Source organism: Rhizobium sp. UGM030330-04, from assembly GCF_003208455.1.
GTDB lineage: Bacteria > Pseudomonadota > Alphaproteobacteria > Rhizobiales > Rhizobiaceae > Agrobacterium > Agrobacterium rhizogenes_A.
On sequence record NZ_QKML01000002.1, the window covers coordinates 211,908 to 235,409 of the forward strand.

General features: G+C 60.7%; 23 protein-coding genes and 1 pseudogene. 7 read left to right on the forward strand and 17 right to left on the reverse strand.

The genetic code is table 11. The annotated features are described in order from the left end of the window. Positions 1 to 23: 23 nt before the first annotated feature. From N434_RS04000 to uppW, 9 genes are all read right to left on the reverse strand, one after another. Positions 24 to 1,973, reverse strand: coding sequence for a methyl-accepting chemotaxis protein (locus tag N434_RS04000; protein WP_110756469.1), 1,950 nt, complete (start codon positions 1,971 to 1,973; stop codon positions 24 to 26). Positions 1,974 to 2,412: 439 nt separating this feature from the next. Further along, a complete protein-coding gene (locus tag N434_RS04005; RefSeq protein WP_110756211.1) occupies positions 2,413 to 3,612 on the reverse strand; it encodes an MFS transporter in 1,200 nt (399 codons plus the stop codon). Between the two features lie 2 nt (positions 3,613 to 3,614). After that, positions 3,615 to 4,187: an NADPH-dependent FMN reductase gene (locus N434_RS04010; RefSeq protein WP_065114004.1), complete on the reverse strand. Its 573-nt coding sequence runs from the start codon at positions 4,185 to 4,187 to the stop codon at positions 3,615 to 3,617. Between the two features lie 131 nt (positions 4,188 to 4,318). After that, positions 4,319 to 5,233 carry a homocysteine S-methyltransferase family protein gene (locus N434_RS04015; protein WP_110756213.1) on the reverse strand — a complete coding sequence of 305 codons (915 nt, stop codon included), beginning with the start codon at positions 5,231 to 5,233 and terminating at the stop codon, positions 4,319 to 4,321. Between the two features lie 20 nt (positions 5,234 to 5,253). Beyond that, positions 5,254 to 5,943 (reverse strand): ABC transporter permease, encoded by a 690-nt coding sequence (locus N434_RS04020; protein ID WP_110756215.1) that lies wholly within the window; start codon positions 5,941 to 5,943, stop codon positions 5,254 to 5,256. A 9-nt stretch (positions 5,944 to 5,952) separates the two neighbouring features. Further along, a complete protein-coding gene (locus N434_RS04025; protein WP_110756217.1) occupies positions 5,953 to 6,675 on the reverse strand; it encodes an ABC transporter permease in 723 nt (240 codons plus the stop codon). Between the two features lie 20 nt (positions 6,676 to 6,695). After that, the gene (locus tag N434_RS04030) at positions 6,696 to 7,466 is read right to left on the reverse strand and encodes a transporter substrate-binding domain-containing protein (RefSeq protein WP_110756219.1); all 771 of its coding nucleotides are present in this window, start codon (positions 7,464 to 7,466) and stop codon (positions 6,696 to 6,698) included. Positions 7,467 to 7,506: 40 nt separating this feature from the next. Beyond that, the gene (locus N434_RS04035; RefSeq protein ID WP_065114009.1) at positions 7,507 to 8,286 is read right to left on the reverse strand and encodes an ABC transporter ATP-binding protein; all 780 of its coding nucleotides are present in this window, start codon (positions 8,284 to 8,286) and stop codon (positions 7,507 to 7,509) included. Positions 8,287 to 8,406: 120 nt separating this feature from the next. Next, positions 8,407 to 9,777, reverse strand: a complete 1,371-nt coding sequence (gene uppW, locus N434_RS04040) for a Wzy-type polysaccharide biosynthesis protein UppW (RefSeq protein ID WP_161991727.1) — start codon at positions 9,775 to 9,777, stop codon at positions 8,407 to 8,409. 524 nt (positions 9,778 to 10,301) lie between these two features. On the opposite strand from uppW, the gene N434_RS04045 reads away from it, so the two are divergent. Then, the gene (locus N434_RS04045) at positions 10,302 to 11,372 is read left to right on the forward strand and encodes a GNAT family N-acetyltransferase (protein WP_181423880.1); all 1,071 of its coding nucleotides are present in this window, start codon (positions 10,302 to 10,304) and stop codon (positions 11,370 to 11,372) included. A 145-nt stretch (positions 11,373 to 11,517) separates the two neighbouring features. Here the strand turns inward: N434_RS04045 and uppG are convergent, their stop codons facing one another. Together uppG and uppI are read right to left on the reverse strand one after the other, a co-directional pair. Then, positions 11,518 to 12,597 (reverse strand): polysaccharide biosynthesis glycosyltransferase UppG, encoded by a 1,080-nt coding sequence (uppG, locus tag N434_RS04050; RefSeq protein WP_065114011.1) that lies wholly within the window; start codon positions 12,595 to 12,597, stop codon positions 11,518 to 11,520. Between the two features lie 2 nt (positions 12,598 to 12,599). Next, a complete protein-coding gene (gene uppI / locus N434_RS04055; protein ID WP_065114012.1) occupies positions 12,600 to 13,667 on the reverse strand; it encodes a polysaccharide biosynthesis UDP-hexose transferase UppI in 1,068 nt (355 codons plus the stop codon). 212 nt (positions 13,668 to 13,879) lie between these two features. On the opposite strand from uppI, the gene uppH reads away from it, so the two are divergent. Both uppH and uppJ read left to right on the forward strand, forming a co-directional pair. Further along, on the forward strand, positions 13,880 to 14,791 hold the full coding sequence (gene uppH, locus N434_RS04060) for a polysaccharide biosynthesis endo-1,4-beta-xylanase UppH (RefSeq protein WP_236773771.1): 912 nt from the start codon (positions 13,880 to 13,882) through the stop codon (positions 14,789 to 14,791). A gap of 8 nt (positions 14,792 to 14,799) precedes the next feature. After that, positions 14,800 to 15,744, forward strand: coding sequence for a polysaccharide biosynthesis UDP-hexose transferase UppJ (gene uppJ, locus N434_RS04065; protein WP_110756226.1), 945 nt, complete (start codon positions 14,800 to 14,802; stop codon positions 15,742 to 15,744). Positions 15,745 to 15,768: 24 nt separating this feature from the next. Here the strand turns inward: uppJ and N434_RS04070 are convergent, their stop codons facing one another. Further along, complete coding sequence (locus tag N434_RS04070) at positions 15,769 to 16,014, reverse strand: hypothetical protein (RefSeq protein ID WP_110756227.1); 246 nt, start codon at positions 16,012 to 16,014, stop codon at positions 15,769 to 15,771. 265 nt (positions 16,015 to 16,279) lie between these two features. Continuing rightward, entirely contained in the window at positions 16,280 to 17,074 is a 795-nt protein-coding gene (uppL, locus tag N434_RS04075) for a polysaccharide biosynthesis UDP-hexose transferase UppL (RefSeq protein WP_065114016.1), read from the reverse strand. A 248-nt stretch (positions 17,075 to 17,322) separates the two neighbouring features. Between uppL and N434_RS25700 the strand changes: the two genes are divergently transcribed. Then, positions 17,323 to 17,532, forward strand: coding sequence for a hypothetical protein (locus tag N434_RS25700; protein ID WP_003509414.1), 210 nt, complete (start codon positions 17,323 to 17,325; stop codon positions 17,530 to 17,532). Between the two features lie 19 nt (positions 17,533 to 17,551). On the opposite strand, the gene uppM is transcribed toward N434_RS25700, so the two are convergent. Beyond that, complete coding sequence (gene uppM, locus N434_RS04085) at positions 17,552 to 19,183, reverse strand: polysaccharide biosynthesis protein UppM (RefSeq protein WP_181423866.1); 1,632 nt, start codon at positions 19,181 to 19,183, stop codon at positions 17,552 to 17,554. 258 nt (positions 19,184 to 19,441) lie between these two features. Between uppM and uppO the strand changes: the two genes are divergently transcribed. From uppO to N434_RS04105, 3 genes are all read left to right on the forward strand, one after another. Then, positions 19,442 to 20,857, forward strand: coding sequence for a polysaccharide biosynthesis phosphomannomutase UppO (uppO, locus tag N434_RS04095; protein ID WP_110756473.1), 1,416 nt, complete (start codon positions 19,442 to 19,444; stop codon positions 20,855 to 20,857). Positions 20,858 to 20,988: 131 nt separating this feature from the next. Beyond that, a complete protein-coding gene (locus tag N434_RS04100) occupies positions 20,989 to 21,390 on the forward strand; it encodes a group II truncated hemoglobin (RefSeq protein ID WP_110756231.1) in 402 nt (133 codons plus the stop codon). Next, positions 21,387 to 21,752, forward strand: a complete 366-nt coding sequence (locus tag N434_RS04105; protein ID WP_110756232.1) for a DUF423 domain-containing protein — start codon at positions 21,387 to 21,389, stop codon at positions 21,750 to 21,752. Before N434_RS04100 ends, N434_RS04105 begins: the two co-directional genes overlap by 4 nt. 6 nt (positions 21,753 to 21,758) lie before the next feature. Here N434_RS04105 and N434_RS04110 read toward each other — a convergent pair whose 3' ends face one another. From N434_RS04110 to N434_RS04120, 3 genes and pseudogenes are all read right to left on the reverse strand, one after another. Further along, positions 21,759 to 22,046 (reverse strand): hypothetical protein, encoded by a 288-nt coding sequence (locus N434_RS04110; RefSeq protein ID WP_110756235.1) that lies wholly within the window; start codon positions 22,044 to 22,046, stop codon positions 21,759 to 21,761. Next, positions 22,027 to 22,350, reverse strand: a pseudogene (locus tag N434_RS04115) (DUF2325 domain-containing protein); the annotation flags it as partial. The pseudogene N434_RS04115 and the gene N434_RS04110, both read right to left, overlap by 20 nt. 254 nt (positions 22,351 to 22,604) lie before the next feature. Beyond that, a complete protein-coding gene (locus tag N434_RS04120; protein ID WP_065114021.1) occupies positions 22,605 to 23,246 on the reverse strand; it encodes a TetR family transcriptional regulator C-terminal domain-containing protein in 642 nt (213 codons plus the stop codon). Positions 23,247 to 23,502: the final 256 nt, after the last annotated feature.

Sequence of the window (23,502 nt, forward strand, 5' to 3'; positions counted from 1 at the left end):
TTGTGAGGGTCGCCGGACGGCGGTCAGAACTCCTGCCAGTCGTCCTTTGAGGTATCGACGGCGGCATTGCCCGAAAAGGCGGAGGCAAGCCTGCGGCCAAGAGCGCGCACGGGCGAAGCCACGGGCCTGTCGTTACCGCCGGCATTGCGCGGCGAAGCCGGCTGGCTCTTCTGCTGATAGGCGCCATCGGCCAGCCTGAACTGCGACAGCAGCTGGTTGAGCGACGCAACCTCCTTGGCGAGGCTGTGGCTCGCGGCGTTGGTTTCTTCCACCATGGCCGCATTTTTCTGCGTGTCCTGGTCCATCTGGTTGACCGCCGTGTTGATCTGCTGGAGGCCGGAGGACTGTTCCTGGGCGGATTCCACGATGGAGACGACGTGCCGGTTGATCTCCTGCACTTCCGAGACGATGGTCGCCAGCGCCTTGCCGGTATCGCCCACCAGCTGGACGCCCTGCTGCACCTGATCGTTGGAAGTGGTGATCAGCGCCTTGATTTCCTTGGCGGCACTTGCGGAGCGCTGCGCGAGTTCGCGCACCTCCTGCGCCACCACCGCAAAGCCCTTGCCCGCCTCGCCCGCGCGCGCCGCCTCGACGCCCGCATTCAGCGCCAGAAGGTTGGTCTGGAAGGCGATCTCGTCGATCACGCCGATGATGTTGCTGATCTCGTTGGCGGATTTGGCAATCTGCTCCATGGCGACCACGGCGCGGCGCACCACCTCGCCGGATTGTTCGGCGCCCGCCTTGGCCCGGCTCACGATCTGGCCTGCCTCCTGCGCACGTCTGGTGGAATCGCGCACCGTCGTGGTGATCTCTTCCAGCGCGGCGGCGGTCTCTTCCACGGCTGCGGCCTGCTGTTCCGTGCGCTTGGCAAGGTCATCCGCGGCCGATTTGATCTCGTCCGCGCCAGCACCGATGCCGCCGGCATTCTGCGCGACCTTGGTCAGGGCCGCCTGCAGCTTTTCAGCCGACATGTTGAAATCGTTGCGAACGCCATCCAGCGTCGCCGTGAACGGCTGACCGATGCGGTAGGAAACATCGCCTTCGGACAGTTTCGACAGGCCGGCAGCGAGATTGTCGACGGCGAATTTGACGTCGGCCGCTTCCCTTGCCTTCTGCTGCTCGCGCTCCATGCGGTCCTTTTCGGACAGGCTGCGATTGGCTTCGGTCTCCTGTTCGAGGCGAATGCGCTCGACCGCATTTTCGCGGAACACCTGCACCGCTCTGGCCATCTGGCCAACTTCGTCTCCACGTCCGGTGCCGTCGATCTCAGCCGCCGTCTCACCATTGGCAAGCGAGGCCATCCGCTGGCACAGACGGGCGATCGGCGTGGTGATGCCACGCGACGCCACGAAAATCGCGAGAATGACGCCGATGGAGAAAACAAGCCCGATCACCGCAAGGGATGTCAGGATGGTTGAATTGGTCTGGTTGCTCAGATCGTCGCTTCCCTTGCTGACGCCCTTGGTCAGCTTGTCCAGCAGCGCCATCATTTCCACGGAGGTCGGGCGGATGGAAGCATCGGCCTTCAGCATCTGTGCCGCCGCATCCGCGTTGCGGTCGGCCAGGCCCAATTCGACCGCCTTGTCGGTGATCGCGGTAATCTCCTGCGACTTCGCAAGGAACCCGTCAAGGACCGCCGCCTCTTCCGGAAAAGCCGTTTTCACATTGTTGAGGCGCGTCGCCAGCAACCGCTTGCTTTCGGTGTAGGTGTCGCGAGCAACCTTGATATCCGGCCCGGCCGCATCATAAGCCATCACCTGATAGGCGCTATAGGCGACCGCCGTCAGATTGCGGTTGGCACGGGCAAGCTCCACCAGCGCGGCATTGTCGTTGACAATGAAAAACGAATAGGCCGTATCCGCTTCCTTGTAGCGGTTGGACATGAATGCCGTGGCGCCAAGGCCGACGATGCAGAGCGGCAGAATAAGTGACAGGATCTTGGTGCGGATGCTGGCATTTTGAAGAAAGGACACGGAAAACCTCACGTCAATGAAAAGCCGCTCCTTCCCCGTGCCGGAGGTGTTCGGCAAAACTGACATTGCACGTCGAACGCCCTGATCATCTGGGCTTCGCGAGACGCATCACCGGCTTGGGCCGCAATTTGCATCATGCATGCGCCAGCGAAAGGAGACCTGCCTCCCGGTGTCGGCAGGCATCCTCCGCGGGACGCGGGCAGCCCGCCAGCGAGCGGGGGCGCCGGGCCGCATTTCGGGGATTTCGGAAAGCGGCCGGTTTGGGATGCCGGCTGCAATTTCTTGTTCGATAAAATGATTATAGTCAAAAACTTTACAATTCCTTCATGCCCAAACGGCCCGCGAAAAATCGGCGGCAAGGCGGCAGCAGCGCCTTCGCCATCGACCCCGCCGGTTGACCAGCGTGTCTGCCGCAGGTCCCCGCCGCCCATCCCGCCCCTCACCCGCTTCGGGCAAAGGAACGTGCTTTGCGCATCACCGCCCGGCGCTGGAAAATGGCGGCCATGGCGGCGAGAACGGCCATAAGGGTAAAGATCAGCGCTATGTCCCGATAGGCCATCGCAAAACCGAACCGGGCAATCCACGGCTGGCTTGCCAGCGGCGAGATGAAATGCCCGAGGAACATCGACGCCGTGACAATGCCGGCGATACGCCCGCGCAGCCGCAGCGGCGCCAGCATGATCGTCGTGGACATGATCGCCGGCATGACGACGCCCAGACCGAGCCCGGTCACGGCAACCGCCGACAGCATGGAAGCCAGCCCCTTTGCCATGGCAAGCAGCGCAAACCCCGTTGCCATCAGCATCAACCCCACCGCCAGAATGATGGCTACGCCCATATGCCTGCGCAACCTCGCAAAATTGAGCGCCGTCAGCGCACCCGCCAGATTGAAGATGCCGATCGCATATCCGGCGATACTGCCGGAAAACACCCCGAGCTCCCGCAGGAAGAACGGCAATTGCGAGGGAATGGTGTAAAACAGCGCGTTGACGAGGAACACCGTCAGCGCCAGCACGGCGACCACCGGCCAGTTGACGACGCCAGCCGGCCCGCCATCCCGGGCGCGGCCGTCGCCCCTCTCCGGCTCCCGCAAGAAAAGCAGGGCAGCCGGCAGGATGAGCAGGGCAACGGCATAGACCGCAAAGGGCGCGCGCCAGTGAATATCGGCCAGCAATCCGCCCGCCACGACAAAAAGCACGCCGCCCAGCTGGGTGAAAGCCTGCTGCAGCCCGAGATAACGTTCGCGTGCCGGGCTCTCGAAATAATCGCCGACAAGCGCCGTGCCGATCGTCATGATGCCGCCGATCGCCAGGCCCAGAAAGGCCCGGCCGACGAGCAGGCCGGCAAGGCTGTCTGCAAAAAGGCCGGACATGCCGGAAAGGCTGTAAAGCAGGATCGCGCCCAGCAGCAGCCGTTTGCGGCCGAAGCGGTCCGCCAGCATACCGGCGACCGGCGCGCAGAGCGCGACAAAAACCGATGGCAGCGTCAGCACCATGCGGCTCAGCAGCCCGACATGGGGTGTCGACAGGAAGTTCTGCTCGATGGCGGGCAGCGAGGGCGCAACCGTCGTTCCCGCCATGATGGTGAGCGTGGCGACGAACAGCAGCGTGATTTTCAGCGCCGTGGAATTTTCAGCCATCGTCACGCCTCCCTGTAAGGGGTTGCGAAACGCGCCCGCTTCAGCGCATGCGCCCACCAGCCGAGCTTGTTCATCATCGTTTCCAGCGCGTTCACCGCCGGCGGCCCCGGCTCGAACTGCCCCGCGGCATCGACGCTGTCCCATGGATTGGCAAAGCTGACGACATCACGCACCGTCACGGCATGAAGCTCTGCAAAGACCGGACGAAGCTGTTCGGCCGCACGCAGGCCACCCGAAATGCCGCCATAGGAAACAAAGGCGACCGGTTTTGCGCCCCATTCATCATAGGCGGAATCGATCAATATCTTCAGCGCGCCGGGATAGCTGCGGTTATATTCCGGGGTGACGATGATGAATGCGTCGGCACCGGCGAGGCTTTCCCGGAGTTGCCGCACCGAGGCCCCTCCCGGCGTGTGGCCCTGCGGCAGATCGAGTTCGCGCGGATCGAGTACCGCAAGTTCAACCCCCGGCATCGGCTCAAGCCGCGCCAGCAGCCATTTGCCGATGACATCGCAGAACCGCGGATTGCGGGCGCTGCCAAATATGATCCTTATGGAAAGTGTATTGTCGCTCATGGAACGTCCTTCAACAGTGTTCCATGTTCTGATAATTCCTCAACTATAGTTGAGGTCAATAGCCGCAAACAAAAAAAGCGGCAGGCCTTTCAGCCCGCCGCCCCATTTCCGATCACGGCGTTAAAAGCGCCTCAGGCTGCCGCGCGCCGCAACGCCGTCGCGACCTTGTGGATATGGGCAGCGCCAATGCCGCAGCAGCCGCCGATCATGGTTGCGCCGGCATCCGCCCAGGAGCAGGCAAAACGCGAATAGACATCGTCCGTCAGATCGGCACGGGTGCCATGCAGGCCCTCATTGGCGGCGGAATCGCTCTGTTCGCCCTCAAAGGCGTTGGCATAAACGCCGATTTCCAGCGAAGCGCCCTTTTCCGCAAATACGGCAGACGCCGTCTCGACGGCAGCCTTCATGATTTCCGGCTTGCTGCAGTTGAACAGCAGCGCGGCAGCGCCCGACTGCGCCGCCCATTCGGCCGCCGCCTTCACCGTTTCACCGGAACGCAGCGCGGGTTCGCCGCCGGCAACCGCGGCCGCGTCGTCATTCAGCGTGAAGGAAATCCAGAACGGCTTGCCCGTTGCCGCAACAGCCTGACGCACGGCTTCGCCCTCGGCAATCAGGCTGAGCGTTTCGCCGAGCCAGACATCGACGGAGGGTGTGAGATTATCGACCAGAACCTTGAGATAATCCTGGACGCGCGCGCCATCGAAATTCTGCGGTTCGTAGGAGCCGAAAATCGGCGGCAGCGAGCCCGCCACCAGCACCTTGCAGCCGCTCGCATCGGCCGCCTCGCGCGCCAGCCTGCCGGAAAGGGCGATCAGCGACGCGCCATCCTTCCGGAAGCGCTCCTCGCCGATATGAAACGGCACCAGCGCATAGGAATTGGTGGTGACGACATCGGCGCCGGCTTCGATGAATTCCTGATGCACCTGCCGGACGATATCGGGCGCGTTGATCAGCGCCAGCGCCGACCATTCCGGCTGCTTCAGTTCCGCGCCGAGCCGCTGCAACTCGCGGCTCATGCCGCCATCGAGAATACGGATAGTGCCCATGTTCATACTCCTTGGACGGTTTACCGCCGGACCGGCACCTGCCGTTCGACAAGGCCGAAACAGCGGGCAATGATGGCGGTGAGAATGAGATAAAAGACGGTGACGACGATCAGCGGCTCATAGACCAGGAGCGTATCCTGCCGCACCTTGTAGGCCACGGCATAAAGATCCATCACCGTCACGGTGAAGGCAAGCGGCGTGGCCTTGAGCTGCATCACCACTTCGCCGGCGATCGTCGGCAGCGCGATGCGGATGGCGCGTGGCAGCCAGATGCGGCGAATGAGCGTGAAACGGCCCATGCCGAAAGCCCTGCCCGCCTCCAGCTCGCCTTTCGGCACGGCCAGCAGCGCGCCACGCAGAACTTCGGCTTCATAGGCGGCATAATTCAGCGTGAAGCTGACGGCGGCGAAGAAAAACCCCTCGCGCAGCACCGGCCACATGAAGCTCTGGCGCAGGCCGGGGACCATCGGCAACAGCGAACCGATGCCGTAATAAAGCAGCCAGAGCTGGATCAGGAGCGGCGTGCCGCGAAAGAAGGTGCAATAGGCGCGCGCCAGGATTTTCGTCACCCGCCCGCCGCTGACCTGCGCGAAGGCAAGCAGGATGGCAAGCAGAAAGCCGATGCTGACGGAGATGACGAGCAGTGCAACCGTCTGCCAGGCACCGGAAAGAAGAAGCGGCCAATATTTGGCAAGCCAGGAAAAATCCATGCCGTCCCCCTAGGTCAAGACCGGCTGACCACGCCGCACGCGGCGCTCCAGCAGCGAAAAGACGAGGTTTGAGACGAGCGTGATGGCAAGATAAAGAAACGCCGCCGCGAGGAAGAAGAGGAAATATTGCTTGGTGCTGGCTCCCGCCAGGCGCGTCGCCAGCGCCAGTTCCTGATACCCGACCACCGCCACCAGCGCGCTGTCCTTGGTTACCGAAAGCCAGAGATTGGCAAGGCCCGGCAGGGCGTTCGGCAGCAGCCCCGGCAATACCACGCGGCGGAAACGCAGGGCGGGCGACATGCCGAAGGCGCGCGCCGCTTCGATCTGGCCGTTTGGAATGGCAAGGATCGCGCCGCGCAGAACCTCGGTCATATAGGCGCCCTGCACGAACCCCAGAACCGCCACGGCGGCAACGAAACCATTGACCTCCAGCGGCGGCATTCCCAAGAGCAGCAGCAGCCGGTTGAGCCCGTCCGTGCCGGCATAATAAAGCCCGACGATCAGGATGAGTTCCGGAACGGCGCGGATGGCCGTGGTGTAGAGATTGAGCAAAAGGCCAAGCGGCCTGTTGCCGGAAAGCTTGCCGAGCGCCCCGGCAAGCCCGATGACGATACCGATCAGATAAGCGCCGGCGGAAATGGCAAGCGTGGACGCAGCCCCCTTCAACAGGGTGCCGCCCCATCCCGGAGGATAGGGTGACAGCAGTTGCAGCGTGGTTTCAAGACTTGCCATTGGCGGGACCGGCCGGGAGATCAGTTACCGTAAATATCGAAGGTGAAGTATTTGCTGGTAATTTCGTCATACTTCCCGCTGGCACGCACCGCGGCCAGCGCCGCATTCAGCTTGCCCTTGAGTTCGGTGTCGTCCTTGCGAAGACCGCCGGAAACGCCGAGACCGAGGATTTCCTTGTCGTCAGCCACGTTGCCCATGTCGGCGCAGCAATCCTTGCCCGCATCGCTCGTCACGAAGGCATCGAGAACGAGCGAGTCACCGAACACGTAATCGATGCGGCCCGCGGCCAGATCCTGAAACGCCTCATCGAGCGTCTGATAGGTCTTTTCATCGGCAACGGCCGCGAAATATTTCTTGTAATATTCGGACTGGATGGTCGCGACCTGAATGCCGATGGTCTTGCCCTTGACGTCCTCGGCCGCAGCACCCGGCTTTTCGCCCTTGGCGCCGATCAGCTTGCTCGGCGTATTGTAATATTTGTCGGTGAAATCGATGACCTTCTGGCGCTCTTCCGTGTTCGACATGGACGACCAGATGACGTCGAATTTCTTGGTCTGCAGCGCCGGGATCAGGCCGTCCCAGGAAAGCTCGACGATCGAGCATTTTTCCTTCATTTCCGCGCAGACGGCATCCATGAGATCGATTTCCCAGCCCTGCCACTTGCCGCTGGCATCCTTGGCAAAGAAAGGCGGATAGGCTTCGTTCATGATGCCGAAGCGAACCTCGGCACTGGCGGTGAAGGCGGAAACCGCAAATGCCGTTCCGGCAAGCAGCGTGGCGAAGAATTTCATTCAAGTCTCTCCTGTTAGAACGGGCGGTAAAGCAAGACGGTCAATGCGCCAGCGCGCCGGTAAATTCCCTGCATCGCGCGCTTTTGGGCTGGCCGAACACCTGTGCGGGCGGCCCCGCCTCTTCCACGCGGCCCTGATGCAAAAACACAACCTCCGTGGAAACATCCCGCGCAAAGCGCATCTCGTGGGTGACGAGAAGCATGGTGCGGCCTTCCTCGGCCAGATCGCGGATGACTTTCAGCACCTCGCCCACAAGCTCCGGATCGAGCGCCGAGGTCGGTTCATCGAACAGCATCACCGCCGGTTCGACGCAAAGCGCCCGCGCGATCGCCGCGCGCTGCTGCTGGCCGCCGGACAGGAATGCCGGATAGGCGTTTTTCTTGTCGTAGAGGCCAACCTTGTTCAGCAGGGCTTCGGCCTTTTCAATCGCCTCCTGCCGCCGGACGCCGAGAACATGGACCGGCGCCTCGATGACGTTTTCAAGCACGGTGCGATGCGCCCAGAGATTGAAATTCTGAAACACCATGCCAAGGCCGGTGCGCAGCTTTTCCACCTGCCGCCAGCTTTTAGGCACCGCCCTGCCGTCACGGCCGGTCTTCATGGCAATCTCTTCGCCATTGATGACAACCCGTCCGCGATCCGGCGTCTCGAGAAAATTGATGCAGCGCAGAAAGGTGCTCTTGCCGGAACCGGACGAGCCGATGATCGATATGACGTCACCCTTGTGGGCTCTCAGCGAAATACCCTTCAAAACTTCATGCGTGCCGAAGCTCTTGTGGATATCATCCGCCTCGAGCGCACAGGCGCCTGTCTCTGTCATCTGTCGACCTTGCCGATCCGGTTTAATGCCTGTCGCGCCGCATGTTTAGCAAAATCAAATGCAAACGCGCGCAACAATCGGCTCTTTTACACATCCGCAACGAAAAAACATTTCAAAATATCATCTGTGACGAACAGCCTGCGATGATTGCCGCAAAACGGGCGTCGGCACCACCGCGTCATCGCCCCCACGCCGGGCCGGTTCCGGCCCCCTCTCATCCTCGACAAGGCTGGCATTCGCCTGCAGATGCAGGCCCACGACGGCGACGACGAGGAAAAACCACACGAACCCCGCGCTCAGCAGGAACAGTGTTTCCAGAAAGCCGTAGAGCAGCACATAGAGCCACACGCCGACATAAAGCTTCGTCAGCGGGCTCCTGCGCGTGGCATCGTCCATCTTACCGAGATAGTGAAGCGGCAAAAGGTAAATCCACAGCAGCACCAGCACCAGACCCGGCATCCCGCCGGCGAGCACAAGGTCGAAATAACCATTGTGCGAAGCCGGCGCGGTCGCCGCCCAGCTGTTGCTTTCGGTGAAACCCGATATCAGGGCATCGCTGCGCCAGAAGGCCTGATAGCCATAACCAAGGATCGGGCTTTTGCGGATATAATCGATGGCGATGGTCCAGATATCGGTTCGGCCGGTGAAACTGGCATCGATCCCCATTCTGGTCAGCATCTGTGAAAAGACCGGATCGACGGTGGTGCCGATCACCACTGCGGTGAAGACCACCATCAGCCCGGTCACGACCAGATATCGCCATTGGGGCCAGCGGACGATGAACCAGCCGGTCGCAATGATGATCGGCATCAGCCCGAGCGCCGTCTTGCCGCCTGACTTGACCAGAAATATCAGCGAAAGCAGCAAAACCGTCAGGCCGCCGATAAATGACCAGCGTCTGCAAAGATAAATCCCGACAATGATCAGTACCGACATGACCGAGGCGGCTTCGTTCTTATGATTGAAGACGCCCCGCCAGTCCCCCGCGAGAAACGGCTCCAGCGCGTCGCTGGCCTGATGGATCGAACGCGACGGCAGCGCGGCGATACCGAAATAACACAGGAACAATATGATGAGGGCGCAGACGGCCAGCAGGGAGGTGAAATGCCGCTCGGTGCGCGGCAATTGCAGGAAGCCGCCGGCAAGCACGCAGATGATGATGCACATGACAAGGCGCCGCAGCGAAAACATCGGCGCTTCACCCACCAGCGAGGTGAACGCATACCAGCCAAAGATCGCCGCCATCAGCAGGCGCGGCGCAAGCAGGAGCGAGAACGACTGCTCCTTCGCCATGAACGCCACGAAACTGAAAAGCAGAATGATCGCGGTGAACTGGTTGAGCAGATTGGAGCCGGCCGCCATGGCCGAGCCCTCATAGGTGGAGGAAAGGGAGACGTAGGGCGAAAAGCCGACCGTGAAATAAAGGAAGGTCACATAAAACAATGCGTCCCGCCAGTAACCACGCCCCTGTCCGTCATGCGATGCATCCATAAGGGATTTTTCTCTTCCTCTTTCCATGCCTGCACACATCGTATCCGATGCTTCATCCCGGTCACAGGAATATGTCGTAAAAATCCTATTATTTAGTTATGCATAATGCACGGAAGAATAGTAATTCCGTTATTTCCTCCGGTATAGATGAACGGACGCGGAGACGGAAAAACAGAGCCGGATTCTCGAACTCCGCTGCGGAATATTGTCACAGGCCTTGTGGAAAAATCCTGACGCTTAATTTCAAATGTATGATTTAATTCATATTTTCACGAAATATATCAAAAAAAAGATCGCTCGCATCGGCGCAATTGAGGAGCCGTTTTGTCGTATTGAGAAAATGGACCGGGTTTCTCTTCAGCGTATATTAACAACTAAAGATATACCCTCGAGTTGACTTCATAACTGCGCATAAAGGCTGGAGACCCAAGGTGGACGTTCCAAGACACACCAGCATGGACGATGGCGATAGCGGTCAGTCGGCACCATGCCCGGCAAAGCCCGGCGCGGTCGGCATTCGCGCCATGCGCAGGGAAGATGTCCCGGCTGTCGAGGCGGTGCTCAACAGCGCTTTCAAGAAGACCGGGCACGAGCGAAACTTCAATTTCCGCGCCTATATCGAGACATTGTTTTTCAGCAGCCCCGCCTTTGATCCCGATTACGGCAGCGTCGTCTATGATGCCGGGGAAAACCGGGTGACGAGCGTCATCCTCGCGGTGCCCATGCGGTTTATCGCGAATGGAAAGACCATTACCGCCAGATTGCTGTGCGCTTTCGCATCGGATGGAAAACTCGGCGCGCTCGGAGCCGCGCGCCTGTCTCGCAGCATGCGGGCGTCGAAGCACGAAATGCTGTTTTCGGACACCGCCTCTCCCGTCAGCGCCGATCACTGGGTCGCGACCGGCGGCAACATGCTGCCGATTGAAAGCCTGCAATGGCACAAGGCGCTCAAGCCCTTCTGCACGATTGCCCTGCGCATGCCGCGCCGCTCGAAACTGGCCAAGACCACCCTTGCGCTGACCGCGCTCGGATTTGTCGACGGTATCCTGCGATCATGGAAAAAGGGCATAAAACCGCATCGGGTCGCCGGCGTCACGGTCAGAACCGGGGATTTCGAAACGTTCCGCCACCATGCGCTCCGGATGATCGAGCGTTTTTCCATTCGTCCGGAGTGGTCTTACGAGGAGTTCCACTGGCTTGTGGAGATGAGCAGGACCAATGAGAGCCTGGGCGCACTGAAAAGCCTGACGATCGAAAATGACAACGGCCATGTCATGGGCGCCGCCCTGTTTTTCGGACAGCCGGGACGAACCGCCTACGTGCTGAACCTCGTCTGCGATGCCGGCCGTGAAAACGATGTGCTCAATGCCCTGTTCCGGCATTTCGATGACGAGAACTACGCCCATGTCACCGGCATGTCGCAGCCCTTTCTCATAAACGCGCTTTATCGCCAGAACCACATGAGCTTCCGTCATGACGGATATTTCTGCATGGCAACCCGGGATGAGGCACTGAGGGACCGGGCGATTGCCGGCGACATCTATATTGGCGGGCTGTGCTCGGAAAGCTGGAGCAAGCTGATAACCGATTATTGAGCCGCCCCACGGCCTCGCCGCGGCAGGCGGGCCGCAGCGCTTTAAAGCATGTCCAGTAAAGGTGCGTCGCGCGGTTTACGTCCGGAAAACGCGCGAGAACAAAGAGTTGGAGCGTCTTTGCTGTTCCGGGAGAAACGAAAGCGCTCTAGGCCTTGGTGAAACGCTGCACATTCGCCGAGATCAGGTGGCGAAGCGCCTTCGCATATCGCTTGGAACGCGTCTTGGCCGCAAGCGCACTGGTCCAGTCCACCATCGATCCGTTGATATCGAAATCGCCGAGCTGGCCTTCGGGAATATCGCCCTTCTCGATGCGCTCGACGATGGTTCCGAGCGCCGCGTAGAATTCCGGCGAGCGATAGGGCGGATGCAGCGAATACATGCCCTTTCCCCTGCCGAGAAAATCCAGCCGGTAGACGCCGATACGCATCATATTGTCGCTCAGCACCTCCTCGGCCGGCATCGAGACCGGCTGCTGGTTATAGGCATAGGAGCGGATGCGCCGTTTGGCATCGGGCCGCAGCAGTTCCAGCGAGCCGACCCGCTTGGCGAAACGTTCCATGTCGATCATGAAAAGGCGGGTGGAAACGGTCGCGAAACGCCAGGTGGGAATGCGCGACGGCAGCTTGCGCGGTTCCGGAATATTCTTGACCCCCGGCATGCCGACATGGCGGGAGATGTCGAGATCGCCGCGCACGGTCGGTGGCCCGGAAAACGGCGTGATGCACAGGGCATCGGGATTGGCCTTCTGCAGCGCGATCGCTTCGTCAAACCAGCTCTGGCTGCCGCCGCCGAACATCATGTCGCTGTCCATATGCAGCACATAGCGGGCATTGGCGCGCTTCAGCCCGTAGAAATAAACATGAAACGGCCCGCCATCGAAAGCCTTGGCGGGATAGGGGATCGGCGAGCGCGAAAAGAAGGTCTTTGCCACCAGGCTGCGTGCCGCGTCGCTGTAATCGACGATATCCACGTGGAGATGCGGATAGTTGGTCTGCATTTCCTCCAGCATGTCGAACAGGCGCTTGCTGGCCGCTTCGAAACCATTGCCCTTGTAACGGCCCGCCCCCACCTGTCCGGTATCAACAGTCAGGAGAATGCGATCCACCTGCCCGCCCCAGACGCGCAGCTGATGCGGCAGGGTAAGGGCCGCATGCGGAGCATCGAAGGGATGCAGATTGACCTGCAGCGCTTTCTGCACGGGAGGAAGCGACGTTTCAGCGCTCATAGTCATGCACCACGGTTCCGGAATTCATTGATGACGGCCATCATCGGTTTTTCGTTGAAGCTCCAGTCGAGCGGCAGCGGCCGGTTCGCCGTGCCGTCCCGGCGGGGATAGGCCCAGCGGATCCAGCTGTATTGATCCGATATGCCCCAGGTGGTGATCGAGGAAAGCGGGCCGCCGGCCGAGGCCGCCTCCAGAAAATCGCGCACCTGAGCGTTGATCAGCATATCCCTTTCCGCCTCTGGCCCAGGCAGCGTCTGGTCCATGACATCCAGTTCCGTCACCAGAATGGCAAGGCCGTAACTGCGCATTTCCGTGGCAAAGGCGGCAAGCTCGTCCTTGGCGATCGGCCAGCCGCCGCGCAGATGCCCCTGCAGGCCGATGGCGTTGATCGGCGCACCCTTCTCAAGCAGTTCGAGAATGAGGTTGCGGAACGCCGCGCGTTTGGCCGGTGATTTTTCGACGGCGAATTCCACGTCATATTCGTTGAGAACGAGCTGCGCCCTGGGGTCGACCGAATGGGCGATATCGAAGGCCTTCTTGATGGCGTCCGTGCCCGCGCCATAATACCAGGCGTCGCGCCGCGCGCGTACATTGCCGGGCACGTCGGGGATCGGCTCATTGACCACGTCCCAGCTGCGGATCACGTCCCTGTAACGCTCCATCACCCTGACGATGTGGTTTTCCATAAGCTTCTCGACCTTCGCGCCGCCAATGCCGGCAAGCCAGGGCGCGTTGGAGGCATACCAGATCAGCGGATGGCCATGCATGGACAGCTTGTGCTGGCGTGCGAAATTGGCGAGCGCATCGGCGGCGGCAAAGTCGAAGACCTCCTCCGAAGGCCGCATGACTTCCCATTTCATTTCGGTGACGGGGGTGATGCGCGAGCAATATTTCACCACCGCCTCGCCGATACGGCTGTCGGCATTGAGATCCGGCAGGTAAATGGCGGCGCCGTAGGGCGCGGTCTTGGCAGTCGCTTTCTTCTGCGCGGCAAAGGCCGGGTCGGCCATGGCATGCAACAGGCCGGCACTTGCCGCACCGCCGAGAAAATTCCGCCGCCCGATCCGCATTCACCCGCCTCCGCAACCCGAACGCATCCGCGTCCGAATGGACGCAACCGCGCTCTAATTCTCAAAACATAACATCTCGATCATGCCAAAAGGATATTAAAGATTTGCAAGGTTAACCGACGCTATACCACGTCATAATTGGCGAGACCCGTTTAATCCGGTAGTAACTTCGCTGTGCGAATTCTTGGCCCACCCTCATGGAGTTGAAAGTCTTGGTTTCCGTTTCGATTGTCATTCCCGTTCGCAATGGCGAGCGTTACATCGTGGAAGCGATCGAAAGCGTGTTGCTGCAGGGCGAGCCGATCCGCGAGGTGCTGGTGGTCGATGACGGCTCCACCGATACCACCGCGCAGAAGGTGGAAGGTTTTTCCGATCCGCGCGTCAAGCTTTTGGCCCGCCCGCAGGGCCGGCAGGGCGTTTCCGCGGTGCGCAATTTCGGCCTGTCGCAGGCACGCGGCGAATGGACGATGTTTCTCGATGCTGACGACCGCCTGAAGCCGGGTGCCATTGCAGCCCTTTGCGCCGGCATTTCCGGGCCGGATGTCGTTGCCGTCTACGGCGATTACGAGCGCATCGACGAAAACGGCGCAAAGATCGGTCGGCGCAACCTCATCCGCCGCCGAGAAAAACCTGACGGTTTCATTCTCCAGCCGCTGCTCGGCGGAAACTTCATCGTTAATGGCGGCATCATGCTGGTCAGAACCCGCACCTTTCAGGACTTCGGCGGTTTCGACGAGACGTTGCGTTATGCCGAAGACTGGTATGGCTGGTGCAGGCTGGCCGCCGCCGGCCGCTTCGTCTACCTGCCCGGCCGCCATGTGCTGGATTACCGGGTGCACAGGACGAGCGTGATGATGAACAGGCTTTTGACCTTCCGGGATTGCGAACCGGCGATCGAGGCGGTGTTTTCCGATCCCGCCATCGTCGCCGCCATTCCCCCGCAGGAGCTGCAACGGCTCCGGCGCCGATCCGAAAACCACATGAATGCCTATACCGTGGCGCAGGCTTTCCGTGCCCGCCGGTACCGTGAGGCCATCTCGGCGCTTGCCGATACCTTTCTCAATCGCCCGCGCCAGAGCCTCAGGGCCATCGTTTTTTCCGCCGCAGCGCTTGCCGGAATTTAGGAGTTTCCATGCCCGAGATCATGCCGGAAGCAGTCGTGTGCATTCCGAGCTTCCGCAGGCCGGAAGGCCTGCGAAAGACGCTCGCATCGCTGGAGGCCCAGAAGGTCGACTTCCCCTTCGCCATCGTCGTGGTCGACAATGATGGCGCGGGCCAGCAGGGCTTCGCCGTGGCGCGCGCGTTTTTCGCCGAAACCGGAATGGCCGGTCAGACCCTTGTCGAGCCGACGCAGGGCAATTGTTACGCCATCAATACCGCCTTCCGCACCGCCCGGCAGAGCTATCCTTCCGCCCGGTGGTTCCTGATGATCGATGACGACGAGGCCGCCTCGCCCGCCTGGCTTGCCGAAATGGTGTCTGCGGCAAAATCCTTCGACGTCGATATCGTCGGCGGGCCGGTCGACCGGGAATTTGACTCACCGGCATCAAAAGCGGTGCTGTCGCATCCGCTGTTCGGCTCCATCGAAGCGCCGACCGGTCCCGTCGAGCAAATCCACGGGTCCGGCAACTGCCTGATTTCACGGCGGGTTTTTGAAACCCTGCCAAAACCGGAATTCGACGTGCACTTCAATTTCCTTGGCGGCGGCGATATGGACTTCTTCACCCGCTGCCGCAAGGCCGGCTTCCGGTTCGCCTGGAATGCAAGAGCCCTCATCATCGAATATGTGCCGGAAAGCCGCATGGCGCCGCGCTGGATCATGGAGCGCTCGCTCCGCACAGGCATCATCAATTACAGCATTGACCGCGCCCGCCGCCCCGGCCTGAAGGGCGGACTGCTGCTCGCCGCCAAAAACGTCGTCAGCCTGTGCCTGTCGCTCGTCCGCGCCGTTTCCGCCTTCCTGAAAACCGGCGCGCTGCTGCCCGCCACGCATCCGCCGCTGATGTCCATCGGCCGCGTCATGGCAAGCCTCGGCATCACGCTTACGCCCTACAAGGCGCCGGTAAAAAAGGCCTGATATCCCCCGCGCCAACCAGCTATTTCAGCCCAGCGTCTTTTCACGGCCCAGCGCAATGGCACTCATGCGTTTCTGGATACCGAAGGACGAAAGGAAGGTTGCCAGAATGAGGAGCGGCACGAGGATCGGCCAGAAGAAACAAAGAACAATACCGGCCACCCGATAAAAATCCCATTCCCGGTCGCGGCGGGCGCCTTCAATATAGGTCATGGCGAGAGAGGTAACGGTGCCGATCCCATAGACAAAAAGAGAAATGGACGTAATCACCATCGCTGTCCTCAAATATCTCTGATTTGAATAAATTTATAATATTGCCCCAGTGTAGCGCCGTCGCGCGCAGTTGCAACGAATTTCGGCGGCAAGGCGCATCGATTCAATACGTTAGGGTCGTCTCATATAGTCTGCCGGCGAGGCCGGCCGCTTTCACGGCGCCGCGCCGAACGGCGGAAGCGATGCAACCGTCGAAAATCGGCATCGCAGGCAAAGCCGGGAAAGGCGAAAGCCTTCCCCTCTCCGCTTTCACGGCGCCTCGCCCCTAGCGACCCGCCGACCCGCGACTGTGTTTCAGCAGGGAGTAGATGGCGATCGGATTGGTCAGCAGGTAACGTTTGCCGAGACGTCTCGGCTCGAGCATGGCCCGGTAGAGCCATTCCAGCCCCATATCCTGCATCCATTGCGGCGCCCGGCTGTTCTTGCCGGCGAGAAAATCGAACAGGCCGCCGCAGGTCTTGACCACCGCAACGCCGGAAAGCCGGTCCAGATGGCGCGAGACGAAACGCTGCTCCAGCGGTATGCCGAAGCCCACCCAGAGAATATCGGTCCGCGATGCGGCGATGTCGGCAAGGACCGCCTCTTCTTCGCTCCGGCTGAAATAACCGTTGCGCCGTCCGGAAAAGACCAGACGCGGATAGAGCCTTTGCATTTCCTCGACCGCGGCGCGATTGACCTCTTCGGAGCCGCCGAGGAAATAAAACCGCGCACCCGTCTCTTCGGCGCGGCGGGCAACGGCGTGAACGAGGTCCGTCGTCGCCACGCGTTCCCTCAGCGCCCTCGGGCAGAACTTGCGGGAAAAGATCACCAGCGACATGCCGTCGGCATGAATCTGGTCCGCCTGCCGCAGCATGGCGTCGAATTCTTTGTCGTGATGGCAGAGCGCGATGACCTGCCCGTTGGCCGAGGTCGAATAAAATGGCCTGGCGCCGGGCGCACGCGCCAGCCCCGCCCGCAGGATGAAATCCTCAGCCGTTTCTTCGATCGTCGCATCGGTGATGGGCAAAGCCGCAAGCGGAATAACGGGCCAGGGTTTATTCGGCCCTTTCACATCCGGCATGTCTCTCCCTGTCATAATCTGTCCGGTGTCCAAGATAGGCATCGTTTCACTGTTATAATCACGCTTATGCTTAGGGTATAAGGCTTCAAACACTACGAAGAACTATCATTAATATTTTTATAAACCCGACGTTTGAAGCGGACAATTCACACGCCCGAAGGTTGAAATCCCTTCACCCCTACCTATTCCGGTTTGCCGGACGATGGGGTAGGGAACGGCGAAACCACGCCACAGAAAAGGTCAAGGCCATGGAAACCATATCGATCGACAACCGCGGCGATTTCGGCCTCTGGGCAATCGAGCGGGCAAAGGAAATCGTCGCCAACGAGGCGTCCGATCTCGCCATCTCGGTTCGCGACGGCGACGAGGCCGGCATCCGCGATGCCGGCAATGCGCTGGGTGCGGCCATCGCCGCCGCCCTGCTCGAAGTTTATGACGGCCTGATTTCGGAAGAATAGGTGCGACGCGATTGCGCCTTCAGGCGTAACGCGCCGGGCTTTCATCATGGTCGTCCCGGCGCAGATAACGCAGGAGCCCCAGGGCCACGGCAATGCCGAGGCCAAGGAACAGCCCGCCGGCCCCACCAGCGATCAGGAAGGTCAGCTTGCCCGGCGGCCAGCTTCTGGAATTGGGCGCGACCGGCTGCGAGATCACCCGCACATTGGTGGAATCGATCGACTGCTGTTCGGCAAGCTGGCGTGAGCGGGTCAGGTAGGTCTCGTAGATCGCCGCCGCCGAACGGGCGTCGCGTTCCAGATCCCGAAGCCGCACCTGCGCCTCGTTGTCGGTAAAGACATTGGCACGCTCCGCCACGGCCTTCAGCCGGAGCGCATCGAGCGAGGAGCGGGCTTCGGCGACATTGGTTTTGGCCGCCTGCAGAATGCGCCGCGCCTCGTCCGCCATGCCGCGTTCCAGCATGGCGCGCTCCGCCCCTGCGGTCGCCAGCCGCGGATGGCGTGCGCCATAGGTCAGTGTCATCGCGCCGATCTGCTGTTGCAGGGTGCTGTATTGTGCCCGGATGGTGTTCATGGTCTGGCTGTCGAAGATGGCGTCGCTCTGCGTGCGGTTCTGGGCAATCGCCGCCTCCATCTGCTTCAGCCGCGATTCTTCCTGGATGACACGCTGCTGCGCCGCCAGAACCTGCGCATTCAGCTCACCCGAGGCGAGATTGCTGACCAGCTGGCCGTTATTTTCCTGAAGACCGTTCTCCCGGCGGAAATCCGCCACGCGCTTTTCGGCGGCGGTGACATTCTCGCGCATTTCCTCCAGCCGCTTTCTCAGATCGTCGACAACGCGCTGGCTGCTGTCGGAAGTCGTCTGAAACAGTTCGCTTTCGAAGGCTTTGACGATGGCCCTGGAAACAGTCACGGATTTCTCGGCATCATTGGTCCAGACCGCAAGCGTTACCACGAAGGAGCGCGGATCGCGCTCCGCAGCCACCCGGTCGCCGAGGGAGCGCAGCGCGCCGACCCGGTTGTCGCCGTCTTCCGGCGCCGACGAAAACATCGACCTCAGCCGGGCAAGCGGCGGCGGGCTGATGAATTCGGCATCCTGATCGAGCTTCAGCTCATCCACCACCCGCGCCAGCACGTTGCGCGAGGTGATGGTGCGCAGCTTGCTTTCCACTTCGAGAATCTGCGTGTCGCGCTGCTGGCTCGGTGAAAACACGCCGTCATTGACCACGTTGAGGTTGGACGGATTGACGACGATATCCGTATAGGCCGTGTAGCGCGGCGGCGTCATATAGGCATAGGTGAGTGCCGCCGCGACGCAGAGGATGATGGCAAGCACGATCCAGACGATGCCGTCGCGCAGCCAGACGATGACGTCATCCACTCCGATCCTGTCGATATGTTTCAGACCCGGCAGCGCGGTCGCCAGACTGCCGCCCGGCGAGGCAGGTCTTGCCGGCCTCTCGGCCGGAACCGGCTCGGCAGCCGGGGCAACGGCCGGTTTCGGCTCCAGATGCTCTTTCAGCACGGTACGTTCGAAAACCTCGTCCTCATCCACCAGATCATCCAGCAGGGAACCGTGGGGTCTGGCGGCGGGCGCCGTCTTTTCTTCAAGCGGACGTGCCTGCTTATGTCCCGCCTTTTGAAGCCTGTACATCAGCCAATCCAACTCGAACGAACCACAAAAAAGGCCGGCAACAGATGATTCCCATTGTCGCCAGAGCCGCTATCGACGGAGAAGTTTAAATATGACGGGTGAATTTTAGGTTACCCGCATCATTGTCGCAATCATCGCCCATTCAGGGCCAGCATGAAAGAGATGATTGACTTGAATGGATCGATACGGTTCTTTCAGCCGTTATATTTTTGTATTATCCATTTGAACCTCAAAGATTTTATCGAAACGGAGTTTGGCATGAGCCTGAAATTTGGAACGAGCGGCCTTCGTGGTCTCTCTGTCGATCTGAAAGGAAAAGCCTCGGCCGTCTATGCCACGGCATTTGCAAGGCACCTTCTCGCATCGGGTCAGGCAAAGGCGGGCGATCCCATTCTCGTCGGCCGCGACTTCCGCGATTCGAGCCCGGATGTTTCCGCCACCTGCATCGCCGCGCTGAAAAAGGCCGGCCTTACGCCGCTCGACTGCGGCACGGTGCCGACGCCGGCTCTGGCGCTTTACGGCCTGTCGCTGAAGGCGGGCGCGCTGATGATCACCGGCTCGCATATCCCGGCCGACCGCAACGGCATCAAGTTCTACCGCCCGGACGGCGAAATCGACAAGCAGGACGAGACGGCGATTGCCGCTCTTGCCGCCGAAATCGAAGCGGAAGGCATCAGCGACGAGGCGGCGACCGCCGAAGACCATTCCGCCGCCGCAGCCGAACTTTTCTACGAGCGCAACGTCGCGCTGCTGCCGGAAAAGGCGCTTTCCGGCCTCAGGATCGGCGTTTACCAGCACAGCACGGTGGCGCGCGATCTCTTTGTCGACGTTCTCGCCCATTATGGCGCCGACGTCGTTGCGCTCGGACGCTCCGAAACCTTCATCCCTGTCGATACCGAGGCGGTCTCGCCGGAAACGCTGGCCCTTCTTAAAAAATGGTCGCCGGAGCACGGTCTCGACGCCATCGTTTCCGCCGATGGCGACGGCGACCGTCCCCTGCTGACCGATGAAAACGGCGTGCCGCTGCGCGGCGACCTCATCGGCCTGATCACCGCCAATTTCCTCGGCGCCGGCGTGGTCGTCACCCCCGTCACCTCCAATTCCGGCATCGAGGCCAACGGTTCGTTCGACGTCGTCCGCACCAAAGTCGGCTCCCCCTTCGTGATCGCGGGCATGGCTGAGGCGCTCGCCGCCGGCAAGAGCGGCGTCATGGGTTTCGAGGCCAATGGCGGCCTGCTGACGGCTTCCGCCTTCACACTTAACGGCAGGGCGCTTTCGCCGCTGCCGACACGTGACAGCTTCCTGCCGGTTCTCGCCGTGCTGCTTCTCTCGGCCGAACAGAAGAAGCCGCTGTCGGAGATTGCCGCAGCCTACAACCTGCCGGTCGCCGCCGCCGACCGTCTGGAGAATTTCGCCCAGGAAAAAAGCACCGCCCTGATGACGCATCTGCGCGCGTCGCGCGATAATCTCGAGGCCTTCCTCGCACCGGTCGGCACCGTGAAAGCGCTGAGCGACATCGACGGCCTGCGCGTGGCGCTGACCGACGGCAGCACCATCCATTTCCGCCCTTCCGGCAACGCGCCCGAAATGCGCTGCTACGTCGAAGCCGCCAATCAGGATGCGGCCGAAACGCTTCTGAACAAGGGGCTCGATCTCATCCGCAATTTTGGGTGACGCTTTGCGCGATGCCGGGCTCAGGCCCGGCATCGTCCCGAGACTGTCGCAAATGTCGCACCCCGTCATTGCCCTGTTGCTCTTCCCGCTTCGCAGAGCGATAAGGACCGCAGGGCCAAAAGAGGCGGATGATGAGCGGCGAGACCATTACCCTTTATGAAGCGATAGGTGGCGATGCGACCGTCAGGGCCCTGACCCGGCGCTTTTACGAATTGATGGATACCCTGCCGGAAGCGGCGCATTGCCGCGCCATCCATCCCGCCGATCTTTCCGGCAGCGAGGCGAAGTTTTACGATTATCTGACGGGATATCTTGGCGGACCACCCGTCTATGTCGAGAAACACGGCCATCCGATGCTGCGCCGCCGCCATTTCGTCGCGCCCATCGGCCCTGCCGAGCGGGATGAATGGCTGCTTTGCTTCCGCCGCGCCATGGACGAGACCATCGAGAACGTGAAGCTGCGCGAGATCATCTGGGCACCGGTGGAGCGGCTGGCTTTTCATATGCAGAATCAGGAAGCGGAAAACTCATGACCCACGACAGATTGCGCGCCTTCATTCTGCTGCTCGGCGGCCTTCTGGGGGCTGCCGGTGTCATGCTTGCCGCCGCCGCCACGCATACGGGCGAGACCTATATGCTGGGCAATGCCTCGGCCATGGCGCTGGCCCATGCCCCGGTGCTGGTGGCGCTCCATATCGGTGCGGATCGTATCAGGACCGCCATTCCGGCCGGCCTGATTCTCGGATTTGGCACCGCGATCTTCGTCGGTGATCTCGTCGTCAGGCATTTTTCCGGCCACAGCCTGTTTCCCTTTGCCGCGCCCACGGGCGGCCTCGGCATGATCGCCGGATGGCTGGTGCTCTGCGCCGGGGCGTTTCTGAAACCGAAGGGTTGAGCGGTCTTAGCGCCGTCTCCAGCAAAACGACAGGATATTGCGGCCCTCTGCCGCCGCCGTGCCGACAACGAAGGCCGGCGCTTCGCCGGGCTGGCGGGTACGCAGATGCGGAAAGGTGACGACATTGCCGCCCTCTGCCGCCGCGCGGCTGCGCCGCTCCCGCTCGCCGACGATTTCATATATTTCCGTCAGCGCCGGGTCGGCGGCCTGTTCGGCCATCTTGTGCAGTTCCACGCGGCTGGCTTCTGCCGCCGCCGGCTCTTCATCGTGAAAATTATTGCGCTCGTCGCTCATCGCCGGAGGTCCGTTCATTCATCGTCTGCAGCGCCCGCTCCAGACTGGATTTGCTGCCATTGCGCAGCGGAATGAACGTCTTGCCGAATTTCTTGCAACCCGACTTCACCCGCAGACACGCATCGTGGCTGATACAGTCGATCGGGCAGAAAACGCAGTCGACGGAGGGAAGCACGGTGTCGATGCGCGATACCGCCTCGCGCAGGCCGCCATCGTGATGGATCAGCTCCGCGCCGAAATTGCTGGCGATCTGGCGAAGATGGGCAACCTGACAGTCACGGCCGCCGACATAAAGAAAGCTTTTCGGGCCGGAAAGCTGCTGTTCGACCACATCCCGTTCGGTCTGAGATGCGCCCTTACCCTGCTTGCCGCCGCGTTCGGCCTTCTTCTTTTCCTTGCGTGCCATTCCCTCACCTGCCGGTTGATTTTTCCATTGCCCCGATAAGCGGGATGGCGGCACCATAATAAAGATGAGTTTTGGAGTAAAGTATAAAGGTGATCATTTTTCTCATGTTTTAGCGCGAGAACCCGATCACATATTCGCGAGAACCGCCGCGCTCAGCCGTTTATCCGCAATCCGCCCATGAAAAGCTGCTCCAGATGCCGGGCCGCATCCTCGAAACGGCCGTCACCGCCATTCTGGTCGCCCAGCACCGCCCGCACCTGCACGTCGAAATCCGCATAATGCTGCGTGGTCGACCAGATAGAAAAGATGAGGTGGTAGGGGTCACATTTGGCAATCCGCCCGGCCTTCACCCAGGCACGGATCACCTCGGCCTTTTCATCCACCAGTTGTTTGAGAGGCCCTTTCAGCTCATCCTCGATATGCGGGGCGCCCTGCAGGATTTCATTGGCGAACAGCCGGCTCTCCCGCGGAAAATCCCGCGACATTTCCAGCTTGCGGCGAATATAGGAGCGAATCTCGCTTTCGGGATTGCCTTCGGCATCAAAAGCGCGCAGCGGGTCGAGCCATGTATCCAGCACCCGCTCGATAAGCGCGCGGTGCATCGCCTCCTTGGTGCGGAAATAATAAAGCACATTCGGTTTCGACATGCCGGCCGCCTCGGCAATCTGGTCTATGGTGGAACCACGAAAGCCATTGATGGAAAAGACACTGAGCGCGGCCTCAAGAATAGCTTCCTGCTTCTCTTCCTGAATGCGGGTCCGCTTCTGTGTTTTCGCTGCTCGCGGTATGGCCATTCTCTGCTCTCTGTTTCTTTTCGGTGCAATTGCCGTTACAGTATGATTAAAAAATAATCGACGCGTACAGTTTAGGCAAAATTACTGCGATTTGTCACGAAAGTCCCTTGCTGACGCCATCGCGAATTTGCATTGTTTACCAGCCGGTCAATTTATCCACCATCGCCAGCACAAGGCAATGGCTGTTATCTTAGCCGGCAAAAACGGGAACGGCACAAGCTTTGCTTCGATAAAAACAAAACAGGTGAGGACGACA

Bases quoted from the DNA above. Each gene is read 5' to 3' on its own strand.
- uppL (WP_065114016.1), bottom strand. From the start codon at position 17,074: ATGCCGGATGTGAAAGGGCCGAATAAACCCTGGCCCGTTATTCCGCTT.
- uppW (WP_161991727.1), bottom strand. From the start codon at position 9,777: ATGGATGCATCGCATGACGGACAGGGGCGTGGTTACTGGCGGGACGCA.
- N434_RS04035 (WP_065114009.1), bottom strand. From the start codon at position 8,286: ATGACAGAGACAGGCGCCTGTGCGCTCGAGGCGGATGATATCCACAAG.
- uppO (WP_110756473.1), top strand. From the start codon at position 19,442: ATGAGCCTGAAATTTGGAACGAGCGGCCTTCGTGGTCTCTCTGTCGAT.
- N434_RS04005 (WP_110756211.1), bottom strand. From the start codon at position 3,612: ATGGCTGAAAATTCCACGGCGCTGAAAATCACGCTGCTGTTCGTCGCC.
- N434_RS04020 (WP_110756215.1), bottom strand. From the start codon at position 5,943: ATGGATTTTTCCTGGCTTGCCAAATATTGGCCGCTTCTTCTTTCCGGT.
- N434_RS04120 (WP_065114021.1), bottom strand. From the start codon at position 23,246: ATGGCCATACCGCGAGCAGCGAAAACACAGAAGCGGACCCGCATTCAG.
- N434_RS04025 (WP_110756217.1), bottom strand. From the start codon at position 6,675: ATGGCAAGTCTTGAAACCACGCTGCAACTGCTGTCACCCTATCCTCCG.
- N434_RS04105 (WP_110756232.1), top strand. From the start codon at position 21,387: ATGACCCACGACAGATTGCGCGCCTTCATTCTGCTGCTCGGCGGCCTT.
- N434_RS04070 (WP_110756227.1), bottom strand. From the start codon at position 16,014: ATGGTGATTACGTCCATTTCTCTTTTTGTCTATGGGATCGGCACCGTT.
- N434_RS25700 (WP_003509414.1), top strand. From the start codon at position 17,323: ATGGAAACCATATCGATCGACAACCGCGGCGATTTCGGCCTCTGGGCA.
- uppG (WP_065114011.1), bottom strand. From the start codon at position 12,597: ATGAGCGCTGAAACGTCGCTTCCTCCCGTGCAGAAAGCGCTGCAGGTC.
- N434_RS04015 (WP_110756213.1), bottom strand. From the start codon at position 5,233: ATGGGCACTATCCGTATTCTCGATGGCGGCATGAGCCGCGAGTTGCAG.
- N434_RS04100 (WP_110756231.1), top strand. From the start codon at position 20,989: ATGAGCGGCGAGACCATTACCCTTTATGAAGCGATAGGTGGCGATGCG.
- uppJ (WP_110756226.1), top strand. From the start codon at position 14,800: ATGCCCGAGATCATGCCGGAAGCAGTCGTGTGCATTCCGAGCTTCCGC.
- uppM (WP_181423866.1), bottom strand. From the start codon at position 19,183: ATGTACAGGCTTCAAAAGGCGGGACATAAGCAGGCACGTCCGCTTGAA.
- N434_RS04045 (WP_181423880.1), top strand. From the start codon at position 10,302: ATGCGCAGGGAAGATGTCCCGGCTGTCGAGGCGGTGCTCAACAGCGCT.
- N434_RS04030 (WP_110756219.1), bottom strand. From the start codon at position 7,466: ATGAAATTCTTCGCCACGCTGCTTGCCGGAACGGCATTTGCGGTTTCC.
- N434_RS04110 (WP_110756235.1), bottom strand. From the start codon at position 22,046: ATGAGCGACGAGCGCAATAATTTTCACGATGAAGAGCCGGCGGCGGCA.
- uppI (WP_065114012.1), bottom strand. From the start codon at position 13,667: ATGCGGATCGGGCGGCGGAATTTTCTCGGCGGTGCGGCAAGTGCCGGC.
- N434_RS04010 (WP_065114004.1), bottom strand. From the start codon at position 4,187: ATGAGCGACAATACACTTTCCATAAGGATCATATTTGGCAGCGCCCGC.